The sequence below is a fragment of the Massilia oculi genome, from assembly GCF_017582745.1.
GTDB classification, from domain to species: domain Bacteria; phylum Pseudomonadota; class Gammaproteobacteria; order Burkholderiales; family Burkholderiaceae_D; genus Telluria; species Telluria oculi_A.
The window spans coordinates 1-13,924 of the sequence record NZ_JAFVIM010000006.1 but is presented as its reverse complement, the minus strand read 5'-3'; the positions used below and the strand labels follow the sequence as shown (position 1 = coordinate 13,924).

Genomic DNA, 13,924 nt, shown 5'->3' with positions numbered 1-13,924 from the left:
GTCAAAAAGACATGCGCATCCTGATGGTGTCCGAGGATTTGCCGGGCGAGCAAGTGGGCGGCCTGGGCAAGCACGTGGTGACCCTGGCCAACCGCCTGCTGCAAGAGGGGCATGCGGTCGAGATCCTGGGCCGCGCCGACCGGCCGTCAAGCGACCCCGCGCGCCAGATCGGCTTCGCCGGACGCTTCCGGCCCGGCTTCGCCATCGCGCGCCCCGGCTGGAAAGAAGCGCAGCTGGGCGCGTTCAACCCGCTCAAGCGGCCCTGGCTCGCGCGCCGCATCGCGCGCGCCATCGATGCCCACGCCGCCGGCTTCGACGTGGTCCACTACCACGGCCACCTGCCGATGACGGGCCTGTACGTCCGGGACGGCATCAACTTCGTGCAGACCCGCCACGACCAGGGCAGCGAATGCCTGACCCACCTGCGTTTCGTCGACGGCGCCGTGTGCGAGCGGCTGGCGCCGGGCGCGTGCACGGCGTGCAGCGCGCGCGGCGCCGGCCCGCATCCGGGGCCGGTGCGCACGGCGCTGACGGCGCTCGCCGTCAGCGGCTACCGCAGCCAGGCCGCGCGCGCCTTCGCCCGCCACAAGACGGTCTTCGTGTCCGACTTCCTGCGCCGCCAATTTTTGCGCGCGGTGCCCGATGCCGACCTGTCGCGCAGCCGCGTGATCCACAACCTGGTCGACTATCCCTCCCTGCGCGCGCTGGCCCTGGCCGCGCCCATGCCGCAAGCGGGGCAGGTCGTGCTGGCCGGGAGGATCGACACCGGCAAGGGTTTTGCCGAGTTCCTCGACGCCGCTGCCGGCCGCCTGCCGGCCCATGCCCGCTTGAGCGTCGTCGGCGACGGTCCGCAGCGCGCGGCGCTGGAGCGGCGCCACGCCGGCCCGCAGGTGCGCTTCCTCGGCTGGCAAGACCATGCGGCCGCCCTGGCCCTGGCCGCGCGCGCCCACCTGTGCGTGGCGCCTTCGGTGTGCGAGGAAGCCTGCAGCACCACGGTGCTCGAAGCGCTGGCGCTGGGCCGCGGCTGCCTGGCGCTGGCGCGCGGCGGCACGCCCGAGCTGGCGCAATACGCCCGGTATCCGGGCCAGCTGGCGCTGGCCGCCGCCATGCCGGAGCTGGTGGCGCGGCTCGCGCGCCTGCTCGCGGCGCCGCCACCGCCACGCATCGCGCCGCCGGCCGACTTCGGGGCCGACGCCGCCCGCCTGCTGCCCACCTTACTGGAGCTGTATGCCGAACCAGCCGACCTTCTCGATCGTCACCTGCACCTGGAACAGCGCCGCCACGCTGGCTGACACGCTGGCCTCGGTCCAGGCCCAGACCTGCCGCGACCTCGAGCACATCTTCGTCGATGGCGGCTCGAGCGACGCCACCCTGGACATGCTCGCCGCCTATCCCGGCAACAAGCGCGTGCTGTGCGACGTGCGGGGCGGCATCGGCCACGCCATGAACCGGGGCATCGCCGCGGCGGGCGGCCGCTACGTCGCCCACCTGCACTCGGACGACTACTATGCCGGGCCGGCGGTGCTGGCGACGGTCGCGCGGCGCATCGAACAGGCGCGCGACGGCGGCGGTCCGCCGGCCTGGCTGGTCGGCAACATCCAGGTGCTCAAGGAGGGGCGCCTGCTGCCGCCGAACCCGATGCCGCCGTTCTCCTACCGCTCCTATGCCGCTGGCCGCGCCTGGGTGCCGCACCCGGCCGCGTTCGTGCGGCGCGACGTGTTCGCCCTGGTCGGCGGCTTCGACGAGCGCCTGCGCTATGCGATGGACATCGACTTGTGGCTGCGATTGGGGATGCTCGGCCCACCGGCGCTGGTGGACGCGGTGCTGGCCGTGTTTCGCGACCATGCCGGCAGCGTCTCGTCGCGCAACCGGATCGCGGCGCGGCGCGAGGAATTCGCCGTGCGCCGGCGCCATGCGGGCAAGGCGCCGCTGGCGTTCGGCATCTATTGCCTGCGCTACCTGAAACGCATGCACGCATTACGCGCCCAGGATGGCCAGGCGCAAGCCTAGTTATCGCACAGTCTTTTCACATCGAGCACGACAGTTACAGGACAGAACATCCTGTTCGCCAAATGTTAAATCTGCCGTGTTGGATTTGCGCGAACGAAGGACAAAAAATCAAATAAAGCTCTGTTTCCTTGGGGAAGTTTATTTTGTTCAAGAAAACCTGCGGTAACATTCTTCCCGTCAAGCAAGCATCGTCCGATGCCTGCAGCAGGTATCGATCCAGCGCCCGATCGCGGCGCGGTCCCTGAACAATTCTCGTTCTCTCGGAGCTCCAGCATGAATTTTCACCGGAAAGGTATGGTCCGCGCGCTAGCGCTGTCGTCGCTCTTGGTATGCATGAGCGCGCGCGCGGACTGGGCCCAGTCCCCCGATCCTTTGGTCGTTCAACCCAGCCCGGACCTGAATCAGGTCCAGGCGCAGAACCCGCCCGGATTCACCTGGGCTCGCCACGCCAACGGTCCCGCCGCCTACGAGCTCGAGATCACGCCAAGCGGCGGTGCGCCGAGCAAGGTCGTCACCGAGCGCAACTGGTACCTTCCGCCAAAAGCCCTGGCCTTGGGCAAGTACACCTGGCGCGTACGTCCGGTCGGCAGCGAGGACTGGTCGACGCCGCGCGCCTTTTCCATCACCAGCAAGTCGAACCTGTTCGAGGTGCCGGAGAATGCCACGCTGCGCGCGCGCATCACGGCCAAGGCGCGGCCGCGTTCGCTGCCGCCCTCGTTCACGCCTTACGGCAGCTGGAGCAGCGCGAAGCGCGCCGAACTCGACCCCTACGTCAGCCGCATGAGCAACGAGATCAAGCTGCAGATCAATGCGGTGCCGGCGCTGAGCGATGCGCGCTGGCCGATCGTCATCAGCTCGCCGCTGACGGCCGCCATGGCCAGCCAGCAGACCGACATCCGCCAGCGCATCAACGAGGCCAGCCGTCAGCTCGAGGCCGCCGCCGTGATGTGGCGCATGAAGGGCGACCGCCTGTTCCTCGACGAGGCATTGCGCCGTGGCGACCAGATGGCGGCCCTCGATCCGCGCGGACCTACCAGCTACGCCAACCAGGACCAGGCCACGCGCCAGATCTCGGTCTCGCTGATCAAGGCGGTCGACATCCTGGCCGGCGACCTCGACGCAGCGCGCCGCGCACGCTGGCTGAACACGGTCAAGATCCGCACCGAGGAAATCTATGGCAACCTGGCCGGCGACAATGGCCGCCTCGACCAGTATCCCTTCGATTCGCACGGCAACACGAGCCTGATCTTTCTTTCGCTGATCTCGACCCTGGCCCTGGGTGACATTCCGGAGGCGCAGAAGTGGTTCGACTTCTCGTTCCGCGCCTATGCCAATTCGCCGTCGCCCTGGAGCGGCGAGGAGGGCGGCTATGCCAACGGCACCGCGTATGCCGAATACGCGGCCGGCTACCTGGTCGCGCTGTGGGATCCGATGTCGCAGGCGTCCGGCGTGAATTTCTATGCCAAGCCCTGGGCCCTGGGCCTGCTCGACTTCGCCAGCCAGTTCACGCCGCCGGGCTCGCGCGTGCACGCCTTCGGCGACGGCTCCGAGACCAGGCCCGACACACGGGTCTGGCACGCCTTCGGTTCGCGCATGGTGTCGCCGCGCGCGGCCTGGTACGTCGCCAGCCTGGGCGGCACCGAGGACACGCTGAGCCTGCTGCAAGCGCCGTATCCGCTGCCGATCAAGGACACCAGAACGAAAGCGCCGCCGAGCAACTCGGCCTATTATCCGAGCATCGGCTGGGCCTCGATGCATACCGACATCGGCTCGGCCGAGCGGACCTCGCTGTACTTCAAGTCCAGCCCCTACGGTTCGTTCAACCACAGCCATGGCGACCAGAACGGCATCCTGCTGTCGAGCGCGGGCCAGCCGCTGCTGGTCAAGGCCGGCTGGTATGACTGGTACGGCTCGCCGTACTGGACCGACTGGTATCACCAGACCCGTTCGCAGAATGCGGTCACCTTCGACGGCGGCAAGGGCCAGCTGGTGACGGGCTACCGCGAACAGCTGCAGCGCAACGGCAAGATCACCGGCTTCGCCGCCCAGCCCGCCTACGATTTCGCCGAGGGCGACGCCACCGCCGCCTATGGCGGCCAGCTGACCATGGCCAAGCGCCAGGTCTGGCACCTGCGCAATGCCGGCAACGCGATCCTGGTGCGCGACCGCCTGGCCAGCACGATCGCCCGCACCTACGAGTGGAATATCCACACCCCGGTCATCATGACGGTGGAGAACGCGCAGAACGTCAAGGTGGCGGCCGGCGGCCAGTCGCTGTGCCTGCGCTCGCTGAACGCGGACGCCAGCTTCGCCAAGTGGATCGGGCCGGGCGCCAAGGTGAACGTGATCGAGGACCACGGCGCCTTCTACCTCAAGAACGACGGCAAATCGACCGCCGAGTTCCTGGTGCTGCTCGACGTCGGCTGCAGGAAGCCGCAGGTAGGCATCACGACCTCGGGCACGGTGCGCACCGTGACCGTCGCCGGCCAGAGCGTGACCTTGAACTAGGCAATTGCCCAGCGCCTGGATGGCGCGCACCGTTCGTGCGCGGTGCTAGTCTGGCGCGCATGAGCGGAGTTGCGGCCACCGATGAAACAGGCGTTCCTGATCTGTGCGCACAAGGACATGGACCAGCTCAATGGGCTGGTCCGGCAATTGTGCGATCCCGACTTCTGCGTCTACGTCCACCTCGACCGCAAGAGCGCGCTCGACCCGGCGCGACTGCATCCGGCTGCCCGCCTGGTGCGCGAACGGGTCTGCGTGCGCTGGGGTGACGTGTCCCAGGTCGAGTCCGTGCTGGCATCGGTGCGTCAGATCCTGCTGGAAGTCCCGGACTTCGACAAGCTCATCCTCATATCGGCCCAGGACTTCCCGCTGTTGCCGAATCATTTGTTGAAGGCAGAGCTGGCGAGGATGCGCGGATACGAGCTGATCGAGACCGCGCCGATTGCGGCCAGTGGCTGGCGCGTGATGCATCGTTACGCCTATTTCCATCGCGACAGTGGCAGGCTGGCCGAACGACTGGCCTGCGCCGCCGCCAATCGCGCCCTGCGCCTGCTGGGACGCACACGGCATCTGCCGGACGGATTCGTGCCCTATGGCGGCTCATCCTGGTGGACCTTGTCACGCGACTGCGTGCGCGAGCTGCTGCGCCTCGCCGACGCGCATCCCCGCCTGCTGGGTTTTTGCCGCAGCGTGCAGTCGCCCGACGAGTTGTTCTTCCAGACGCTGGTGATGCATTCGCGCTTCGCAGGTCGTGTGCTGCCGGACAATTTCCGCTACATCGCGTGGCCGCAAGGCGGCGCCTGCCATCCGAAGGTGCTCGACGAAGACGATTTCGAGCGCATCCGGGCGTCCAGCGCCCACTTCTGTCGCAAGCTCGACAGCCACGCCAGCGCCGCCTTGCTGCCGCGCCTGCTGGCATGGAAGGAGGGCCGGGTCGCGTAAAAAGTTCAGAACGTGATCTTGATCTCGCGCGCGCTGAAGGTCGCTTCGCCGTGGTACACGGCTTCGATATTGTTACCGTCGGGATCGATCACGAAGGCGCCGTAATAGCCCGGGTGATACGGCCGTTCGCCCGGCGCGCCATTGTCCTTGCCGCCGGCCGCCAGCGCCGCATGATAAAAGGCGTCGACCATGGCGCGGTCGCGCGCCTGGAAAGCCAGGTGATGGCGGCCGGTCAGCTGGCCTTGTGCCGCTTCGCTGTCCGCCGTCGAGACGAACAGCTCGTCGGCCCAGAAATAATCAATGCCCGAGCCGGCCAGTGGAATGCCCAGCACCTCGAACACCGCCGTATAAAACCTGCGTGAAGCGGGCAGGTCGCGCACCACCAGCTGGATGTGGTCGATCAGGCGTCCGCGGTAGATCTCCATCGTTTCCATCAGGGTCTCCTCGTGAAGGTTGGCTGAGCTGCCGATTATACGAAAAGCGCAACGGCATGCCGCGTCTTTACGCTGGCGCGAACGGCCGAGCGTGGCGACACGGATCTTGCATGGATGGCATGATTTACCGGGAATCGAACCGGACAAAGGATGGAGGAATGCAAGTGTGGTGGACACAAAGCTGGCTGACGATACAGCGTGAATTTTCCGACCTGGGCAATGCCGAAGACGTGACCGTCATCGTGGTGCGCCTGCTGGTGGCCGCGCTGGTGGGCGGGATGCTGGGTTATGAGCGCGAGACGGTGGGCGCCTCGGCCGGCCTGCGCACGCATATGCTGGTCTCGGTCGGCTCGGCGCTGTTCGTGCTGATCCCGCTGCAGGCCGGGATGGAGGTGTCGGACCTGTCGCGCGTGCTGCAGGGCGTCACCGCCGGCATCGGCTTCCTGGGCGCCGGCGCCATCCTCAAGCAGAAGGAACAGAACGACATCCGCGGCCTGACCACCGCCGCCAGCGTCTGGATGACGGCCGCCATCGGCGTGGCCGCCGGCATGGGCCGCGAAGCCACGGCCATCCTCAGCGCGCTGTTCGGCCTGGTGATCCTGTCCATCCTGCGCGCGCCGGCCAAGAAGGCGGGCGAGTACGGCAAGGACGACCGCGACGCCGGCCGCTAGCGCGCAAGTCTGCGATAGCTGAAACGTTTGCGTCATTCGCCGGTCTAGTATCGTAGGTTCCACCCATCGATACGAGGCGCCATGCGCAAGCCGTTCTCCATCGCCTTCATCGTGCGCGATCCCTTGCCGCCGGTGCGCGCCGACCTGCTGACCCTGTTCGGCGCCGAGATGCCGCGCCATGGCGTCGATAGCGAGCTGGTTGGTCAGTCCGGCGGCGCCGGCCCGCAGGAGTGGGGTGGCGGCGGCATGCACGCCGTCGGCAGCCTTGGCAGCCGCTACGCCAGCGTGCTGTCGCCCGCCTGGGACCTGCTGGGCCTGGCCCGCGCCTGGCGCCGCCGCAAGCCGGACGGCATCCAGGTGCGCGACAAGATCGCCTCCGGGCTGCTGGGCCGCCTGGCCGCCGCCGCGCTCGGCATACCCTTCCTGTACTGGATGTCGTTCCCGATCGTCGAAGGCTTCGAGGCGCGGCGCGACGAGATCGCGCGCCGCGGCCGGGGCCCGCGCTGGCTGGCGCATGCGGCGCGCGCCGCCGCCTCGCGCTGGCTGCTGTACCGCCTGGTGCTGCCGGGCGCGCGCCATCTGTTCGTGCAGAGCGAGGCGATGGCCGACTGGCTGGCAGGCAAGGGATTCGCGCGCGAGCGCATGACGGCGGTGCCGATGGGCGTCGATGCCGCGCTGTGCGAGCGCGGGCGCATCGTGCCCAGCGTCGATCCGCGCCTCGACGGACGGCGGGTGGTGCTGTACCTGGGCCGGGTCGCGCAAGCGCGCGGCTCCGGCTTCCTGCTCGACGTCGTCGAGCAGCTCGCCGGCGATGTGCCCGATATCCTGCTGGTGATCGCCGGCGACGCCGCATCTAGCTACGAAATGGCCTGGATGCGCGCCGAGATCGCGCGCCGCAAACTGGAACGACTCGTGCTGCTCACCGGCTGGCTGGCGCGGCAGGAGGCGCTCGGCTATGCGGTGCGGGCCGAAGTCGGCCTGTCGCCGATCCCGCGCGGCGTCCTGTACGACGTCTCCTCTCCGACCAAGCTGGTCGAGTACCTGGCGCTGGGCATACCCGGCGTGGCCAACGACATCCCGGACCAGGCCCGTGTGCTGGCCGAGAGCGGGGCCGGGCTGTGCGTGCCGATGGAGGCGCCGGCGTTCGCCGCCGCCGTGCGCCGTCTGCTGCGCGAGCCCGGCCTGGCCGCCGCCTGTCGCGCGCGCGGCCCAGGCTGGGTCAGGGCCCACCGCAGCTATGCGATCCTGGGACGGGCGGTGGCGCAGGCCTATGCCGGCATCCTGGCCGGGCGGGGCGCCTGATGGATGGGCGCACGCTCGCCCTGGCGCTCAGGTCGCTCGGCCGCCTGCTGGCGCGCGGCCTGCCGGCGCGGCTGCTGGTGCTGCCGCGCCTGATGCGCAACGAGCGTTCGGCCGCTGCCCTGAATGCCTATGTGGCGCGGCGCGCGCGCCGCCTGGGCGTGGCCGTGCCGCCGGATGCGACCCGGCTGCACGCGGTGCCGCCCGGCGCCTTCCTGCTGGCCAAGTCGGCGCTGCGCCAGGACCCCGCGCGCCACCTGCGGCCACGCGGTTTCGGCTCGCTGCTGCGCAACACGATCCGCACCAGCGGTACCTCGGGTTCGCCGCTCACCCTGGTGCAGTCGCTCGGCGCCGTGATCCGCGAGGAAGCCTTCATCCAGCGCCAGCTGCGCTGGATCGGCTGGCGGCCGGGGCAGCGCCGCGCCTGGATCCGCGGCGACCTCGTGTGCGACGAACGTCCGCACGACGGGCGCTACTGGCGCCGCGACCCGGTCGGCAAGCTGCTCGTGATGTCGTCATATCACTTGTCAAACGCGACCATCGGCGCCTATGTGGCGGCGCTGGAGGCCTTCGATCCGACCGTGATCCACGCCTATCCATCCTCGATCGGGGCCATCGCCCATTGGCTGGAGGCGGCCGGGCGCCGCTATGGGGGCCAGGCCTTGCGCGGCGTGATGACCTCGTCCGAGACCCTGGAGCCGGGCGTGCGCGCGGCCGTCATGCGCGCCTTCGGCGTCATCGTGTTCGACTGGTACGGGCAGGCCGAGCGGGTGGCCGCCATCGGCACCTGCGAGCACGCCCGCTACCACCTGCTGACCGACTACGGCGGCGTGGAGTTGCTGGCGCTGCCCGACGGCAGCAGCGAACTCGTCGGCACCAGCCTGAACAATGCCGCGATGCCGCTCGCGCGCTACCGCACCGGCGACACGGTGCTCTTGAGCGAACCAGGGCCGTGCCCCTGCGGCCGCGTGTTCCCGACGCTCGAGGCCGTGATCGGACGCCAGGAGCGCATCCTCACCTTGCCCGATGGCCGCATGGTGGCGCGCCTCGACCGCGTGTTCCAGGGAAGCGGCCTGCGCCTGCTCGAGGGCCAGGTGCGCTACCACGGCCAGGCCCGCTTCACCCTGCGGGTGGTGCCCGCCGACGGTTTCGGCAGCTGCGACGAGGCCGCCCTGCGCGAACAATTCCTGCAGCGGGTGCCCGGCGTGCAGGTCGCCGTGGAGCGGGTCGAGGCGATCCCGCGCGGCGCCAACGGCAAGTTCGAGTTCATCGCCGTCGACGGCTGAATCGTGCGCGAGATTCGACAATCCGCCATGTATGATCGTAAATATTGCCCCTTTTGTAAGTGCATCCTCGAGGTAGATGAGCCATGAGCGGGTTTGCGACACCTTTCCCGGTACGGGCGCCTGCATGAACATGGCGTCCCCACGCGTGTTGATGGTTGGAACGGCGCTGGGGGGCAGGGGAGGCATCGCTAGCGTGGTCGAGGTGCTGCGCGCCGACGGTCTGTTCGAGCGCGAGGGCATCGTCTATGTCGCCACCCACGCCGAGGGCCGCCGCCTGCATAAGCTCGGCAGCGCGCTGCGCGGCCTGTGGCGCACCGGGCTGGCCTGCCTGGGCCCGGGCGGGCGGCCGGCCATCGTCCACGTGCACGCCGGATCGCACGCCAGCTTCCAGCGCAAGTCGCTGGTGTTGCTGATGGCGCGCATGGGCGGCGCGCGCACGGTGTTCCACCTGCATGGCGGCGGCTTCCGGCGCTACGCGCAGGTAGATGCCGGGCCGTTGCTGCGGCGCTGGATCCGGCACACCCTGGAGGCGAGCTCGCGCGTGATCGCGCTGTCGCCCGGCTGGGCCGCCTGGGTGCGCGAATGCGCGCCGCGCGCGCGGGTCGTGGTGGTGCCCAATCCGGTGCCCAACCCGGTGCATCCGGCGTCGCCTGCGGTAAGTGAACAAGCCGAAGCGGGCCGCATCCTGTTCCTGGGCCGTCTCGATCCGGCCAAGGGCGTGGATGAACTGCTGCAGGCCTGCGCCGTGCTGGCCGCGCGCCAGCCGCGGCTGCGCCTGGTGCTGGGCGGCAGCGGCGACCTGGACTGGGTGCGCCGCCGCGCCGGCGAACTCGGCATCGCCGATCGGGTCGAGACGCCGGGCTGGCTGGACGCGGCCGCGCGCGACGCCCAGCTGGCGCGCGCCTGGCTGTTCTGCCTGCCGTCCCATGCCGAAGGCTTGCCGATGTCGGTGCTCGAGGCGATGGCGGCCGGGGTGCCGGTGGTGGCCACCAGGGTCGGCGGCATCCCGGAAACGCTGGCCGATGGCGCGCTGGGCCTCTTGGCCCCGCCGCGCGACGCGCCGGCGCTGGCCTGCGCCATCGGGCGCCTGCTGGACGACGGCCTGCTCCATGCGCGGCTGGCGTGCGCGGCGCGCGCCGCCGTCGAGCGACACTACTCGGCCGGGGTGGTGTGCGCCACATTGGCCGCGCTGTACGCGCAATTGCTGGACGAGAGGGCGCAATGAAGAAAACGGTGAGGAAAAATTCATGAACGCAACAGTACGCATGGCATGGCTGGTCAACCGGCTGCGCTGCATGTCGGTGCCGGAAATGGCTTACCGGGTGCACCAGGCGGCGACGATCCGCCTGGCGCGCCGTTCCATCGGCCGCGCCGCGCCGCCGCCGCTGCCGCGCACCCTGAGCCTGGGCGTGCGCGGCGCGCCGGCCTTGGCGCAGGCCGAAGTCGAGGCGCTGCTGCTCGACGCCGAGCGCATCGAGGCCGGCCATGTGGTGCTGTTCGCCGAGCGCCGCTTCGACGTCGGCGTGCCGACCGCCTGGAACCGCGATCCGGAAACGGGCGTCGTCGCGCCGTCGCTGTACCGCGGCGACATCGCCATCGGCGACCGCGAACTGGTGGGCGACATCAAGCATGTGTGGGAACTGAACCGCCACCTGCACCTGGTGACCCTGGCCCAGGCCTGGGCGCTGACGGGCGAGCCGCGCTGGCTGCACGCGCTGGAGCACAACCTGCGCAGCTGGTTCGAAGCCTGCCCGCCGCTGACGGGACCCAACTGGACCAGCTCGATGGAGCTGGGCATCCGCCTGGTCAACTGGAGCCTGATCTGGCAGCTGGTGGGCGGCGAGCACGGCGCACTGTTCGAGGGCGATGGCGGGCAGCGCCTGCGCGCCGACTGGCTAAGCAGCATCCATGCCCACTGCCGCACCATCGCGCGCCACCTGTCGCGCCATTCCTCGGCCAACAACCACCTGATCGCCGAACTGGCCGGCCTGTATGCGGGCGCCGTCACCTGGCCGTGCTGGAAGGAATCGAAGGACTGGGAAGCCCAGGCGCGGCGCGAACTCGAGCACGAGGCCCAGGCCCAGTTCTCGCGCGACGGCGTCAACCGCGAACAGGCGTTCGCCTACCATATGCTGTCCAGCGAATTCCTGTTCGTGGCCGGGCTGCTGGGCCAGGCCGCTGGCCATCCCTTCTCGCGCAGCTACTGGGCGGTGCTGCAGCGCGCGCTGCGCTTCCTGCGCTCGGTGCGCGACGTCGGCGGCGGCCTGCCGATGGTGGGCGACGCCGACGACGGCTGCGCATTCCGCCTGCACGCGGGCAGCGGCCGGCCGGGTCCGGACCGCGCCGCGCAATTGCTGGCGCTGGGCGATACCGTGTTCGGCGGCCAGCCCGACCATCACCCGGGCGTGCGCTGGCTGCTGCATGCGCTGCCGGGCGGGCGGCCCGACTGCGATCCGCACGAAGTCGAGTCCGGATGGTCCTTCCCCGACGGCGGTTACCTGCTGTTCGGCAACCACTTCGGCGAGGCGAACGAGATCAAGGGTGTGCTCGACTGCGGGCCGCTGGGCTATCTCGGCATCGCCGCCCATGGCCACGCCGATGCGCTGGCCCTGAACCTGTCGGTGGCGGGCGAGGCCTGCCTGGTCGACCCCGGCACCTATTCGTACTGGCAAGACCAGAAATGGCGCGATTACTTCCGCGGCACCTCGGCCCACAACAGCGTGCGCGTCGACGGCCTCGACCAGTCGGTGCCGGGCGGGCGCTTCATGTGGCTGCGCAAGGCGCGCTCGAGCATCGAGCGCATGCCTGCCTCGCCTCAAGAATTCGACTTCCGCGGCTCGCATGATGGCTATGTGCGCCTGCCGGACCCGGTGCTGCACCTGCGCAGCGTGCGCTTCGACGGCGCCAGCAACACCCTGACCGTGCGTGACGAGGTCGCCGCCAGGAAGCAGCACAAGGTCGAGGCCTTCTGGCACTTCGCACCCGGCCTGGACGTGCGCCTGACCAGCCAAGGCCTGTCGGTGCGCGGCAAGCGCTTCGTGCTGCAGATGCAGGCCAGCGGCGACGACCTGCACCTGGAGCTGGTGCGCGGCGCCGAGAATCCGCCGCTGGGCTGGTATTCGGCCGCCTATGAATCGAAGACGCCGTGCGAAGTGCTGCGCATCACGACCATATCGTCCGCCGTTCCCATCGAATGCAGGTTTACAATCACCTTTATCGATGATAAATAATTAATGACAAGAAACGTCAGACGCCGGACCGGAGGCACGCATGAACGAGCGCGTCACGCTGTTTGGTTGTAATATAGATAACGTTTCGATGGAAGAGACCCTGGAACGGGTCGAGGATTTCGTGCGCGCCAGGCGGCCGCACCAGCATGTGGTGGTCAATGTCGACAAGCTGGTCAAGGCCAGCCGCGACGAGGACCTGCGCCGCATCATCAATGCCTGCGACCTGGTCAATGTGGACGGCATGCCGGTGGTGTGGGCCTCGCGCCTGCTGGGCAAGCCGCTCAAGGAAAGAGTCGCCGGCATCGACCTGTTCGAGGCCCTGATGCGGCGCGCGGCGGACAAGGGCTGGCGGGTATTCCTGCTCGGTGCGCGCCCCGACGTGGTGCGCGAGGTGGCCGCGACCTATGCGCGCCGCTATCCGGCCCTGGTGCTGGCCGGCGTGCGTGACGGCTACTGGCAGGGCAAGGATGCGGAAGCAGGGGTGGTGCGGCAGGTGCGCGACAGCCGCGCCGACCTGCTGTTCGTGGCGATTTCCTCGCCCATGAAAGAACGGTTTCTCGGCCTGTACCAGGCCGAGATGCGGATACCGTTCGCGATGGGGGTGGGCGGGAGCTTCGACGTGGCGACCGGCCGGGTCAAGCGGGCCCCGGCCTGGATGCAGAAGGCCGGACTCGAGTGGTTCTTCCGCTTCCTGCAAGAGCCGCGCCGGATGTTCCGGCGTTACTTTATCGACGATATGGCGTTTATCTGGCTCGTGATCAAGGAAGCGGCCAGGACGAATGAGTGAGGCGTGAAAGAAGCGCGCTGGCAAGAAATGGATCATCAACATACTATCAACAGAGAGCGAAAGACATGAAGATTCTGGTTACTGGCGGTGTGGGCTATATCGGGTCGCATACCGTCGTCGAACTGCAGAACGCCGGGCACGACGTGGTCGTGCTCGACAACCTGTCGAACGCCCAGCAGTCGGTTTGCGAGCGCGTCGAGCGCATCACCGGCAAGCCGTTCGCTTTTGTCCAGGCCGACATCCGCGATCGCGCCGCCCTGGAAGCCGCGTTCGCCGAGCACAAGCCCGAGGCGGTGATCCACTTCGCCGGCCTGAAGGCGGTCGGCGAATCGGTGGCGCAGCCGCTGCGCTACTACGACAACAACGTCAACGGCAGCGTGATGCTGTTCGAGACCATGGCCAAGTTCGGTTGCAAGTCGCTGGTGTTCTCGTCCTCGGCCACCGTGTACGGCGATCCGGCCTCGGTGCCGATCCGCGAGGACTTCCCGCTGTCGGCCACCAATCCCTATGGCCGCAGCAAGCTGATGATCGAAGACATCCTGCGCGACCTCGCCAAGGCCGAGCCCGACTGGCGCATCGCGCTGCTGCGCTACTTCAATCCGGTCGGCGCCCATGAAAGCGGCCTGATCGGCGAAGAGGGCTTTGTTGCATAAATCAATTGAGCGCGTAGTACCCCAAACCCCAGACGGATTTACGGCATGGTCACCGCTACGGTCGTGGGCGTGCCCAAGCGCGTGAAGCGATTGAGGATGGCGGCACG

11 protein-coding genes and 1 pseudogene are annotated in these 13,924 nt (G+C 68.8%); 11 read left to right on the top strand and 1 reads right to left on the bottom strand.

What is annotated here, in order from left to right:
* The first annotated feature begins 11 nt into the window (after positions 1-11).
* The 4 genes from J3U95_RS08855 (at position 12) to J3U95_RS08840 (ending at position 5,457) form a co-directional block, all read left to right on the top strand.
* Positions 12-1,292, top strand: coding sequence for a glycosyltransferase family 4 protein (locus J3U95_RS08855; RefSeq protein ID WP_208278256.1), 1,281 nt, complete (start codon positions 12-14; stop codon positions 1,290-1,292).
* The gene (locus tag J3U95_RS08850; RefSeq protein WP_208278255.1) at positions 1,228-2,010 is read left to right on the top strand and encodes a glycosyltransferase family 2 protein; all 783 of its coding nucleotides are present in this window, start codon (positions 1,228-1,230) and stop codon (positions 2,008-2,010) included. The genes J3U95_RS08855 and J3U95_RS08850 overlap by 65 nt, the downstream gene beginning before the upstream one ends.
* Positions 2,011-2,304: 294 nt before the next feature.
* Positions 2,305-4,518, top strand: coding sequence for a heparinase II/III domain-containing protein (locus J3U95_RS08845; RefSeq protein WP_229519724.1), 2,214 nt, complete (start codon positions 2,305-2,307; stop codon positions 4,516-4,518).
* An 81-nt stretch (positions 4,519-4,599) separates the two neighbouring features.
* Entirely contained in the window at positions 4,600-5,457 is an 858-nt protein-coding gene (locus tag J3U95_RS08840; RefSeq protein WP_208278253.1) for a beta-1,6-N-acetylglucosaminyltransferase, read from the top strand.
* Between the two features lie 5 nt (positions 5,458-5,462).
* Here J3U95_RS08840 and J3U95_RS08835 read toward each other — a convergent pair whose 3' ends face one another.
* Positions 5,463-5,891 (bottom strand): VOC family protein, encoded by a 429-nt coding sequence (locus J3U95_RS08835; protein WP_208278252.1) that lies wholly within the window; start codon positions 5,889-5,891, stop codon positions 5,463-5,465.
* A 158-nt stretch (positions 5,892-6,049) separates the two neighbouring features.
* On the opposite strand from J3U95_RS08835, the gene J3U95_RS08830 reads away from it, so the two are divergent.
* The 7 genes and pseudogenes from J3U95_RS08830 to galE all read left to right on the top strand — a co-directional run.
* A complete protein-coding gene (locus J3U95_RS08830; RefSeq protein WP_005669177.1) occupies positions 6,050-6,562 on the top strand; it encodes an MgtC/SapB family protein in 513 nt (170 codons plus the stop codon).
* An 81-nt stretch (positions 6,563-6,643) separates the two neighbouring features.
* Positions 6,644-7,864: a glycosyltransferase gene (locus tag J3U95_RS08825; protein WP_208278251.1), complete on the top strand. Its 1,221-nt coding sequence runs from the start codon at positions 6,644-6,646 to the stop codon at positions 7,862-7,864.
* Entirely contained in the window at positions 7,864-9,147 is a 1,284-nt protein-coding gene (locus J3U95_RS08820) for a phenylacetate--CoA ligase family protein (RefSeq protein ID WP_208278250.1), read from the top strand. The genes J3U95_RS08825 and J3U95_RS08820 overlap by 1 nt, the downstream gene beginning before the upstream one ends.
* 124 nt (positions 9,148-9,271) lie before the next feature.
* Positions 9,272-10,372, top strand: coding sequence for a glycosyltransferase family 4 protein (locus tag J3U95_RS08815; protein WP_208278249.1), 1,101 nt, complete (start codon positions 9,272-9,274; stop codon positions 10,370-10,372).
* A 22-nt stretch (positions 10,373-10,394) separates the two neighbouring features.
* The gene (locus J3U95_RS08810) at positions 10,395-12,377 is read left to right on the top strand and encodes a heparinase II/III family protein (RefSeq protein ID WP_208278248.1); all 1,983 of its coding nucleotides are present in this window, start codon (positions 10,395-10,397) and stop codon (positions 12,375-12,377) included.
* 40 nt (positions 12,378-12,417) lie between these two features.
* Complete coding sequence (locus tag J3U95_RS08805; protein ID WP_208278247.1) at positions 12,418-13,164, top strand: WecB/TagA/CpsF family glycosyltransferase; 747 nt, start codon at positions 12,418-12,420, stop codon at positions 13,162-13,164.
* A 65-nt stretch (positions 13,165-13,229) separates the two neighbouring features.
* Positions 13,230-13,802 (top strand): annotated as a pseudogene (galE, locus tag J3U95_RS08800) (UDP-glucose 4-epimerase GalE); the annotation flags it as partial.
* Positions 13,803-13,924: the final 122 nt, after the last annotated feature.

Excerpts from the sequence above, each read along its gene's own strand:
- J3U95_RS08850 (WP_208278255.1), top strand. The coding sequence starts at position 1,228 with ATGCCGAACCAGCCGACCTTCTCGATCGTCACCTGCACCTGGAACAGC.
- J3U95_RS08835 (WP_208278252.1), bottom strand. The coding sequence starts at position 5,891 with ATGGAAACGATGGAGATCTACCGCGGACGCCTGATCGACCACATCCAG.
- J3U95_RS08855 (WP_208278256.1), top strand. The coding sequence starts at position 12 with ATGCGCATCCTGATGGTGTCCGAGGATTTGCCGGGCGAGCAAGTGGGC.
- J3U95_RS08820 (WP_208278250.1), top strand. The coding sequence starts at position 7,864 with ATGGATGGGCGCACGCTCGCCCTGGCGCTCAGGTCGCTCGGCCGCCTG.
- J3U95_RS08840 (WP_208278253.1), top strand. The coding sequence starts at position 4,600 with ATGAAACAGGCGTTCCTGATCTGTGCGCACAAGGACATGGACCAGCTC.
- J3U95_RS08810 (WP_208278248.1), top strand. The coding sequence starts at position 10,395 with ATGAACGCAACAGTACGCATGGCATGGCTGGTCAACCGGCTGCGCTGC.
- J3U95_RS08825 (WP_208278251.1), top strand. The coding sequence starts at position 6,644 with ATGCGCAAGCCGTTCTCCATCGCCTTCATCGTGCGCGATCCCTTGCCG.
- J3U95_RS08805 (WP_208278247.1), top strand. The coding sequence starts at position 12,418 with ATGAACGAGCGCGTCACGCTGTTTGGTTGTAATATAGATAACGTTTCG.
- J3U95_RS08845 (WP_229519724.1), top strand. The coding sequence starts at position 2,305 with ATGGTCCGCGCGCTAGCGCTGTCGTCGCTCTTGGTATGCATGAGCGCG.
- J3U95_RS08830 (WP_005669177.1), top strand. The coding sequence starts at position 6,050 with ATGCAAGTGTGGTGGACACAAAGCTGGCTGACGATACAGCGTGAATTT.
- J3U95_RS08815 (WP_208278249.1), top strand. The coding sequence starts at position 9,272 with ATGAACATGGCGTCCCCACGCGTGTTGATGGTTGGAACGGCGCTGGGG.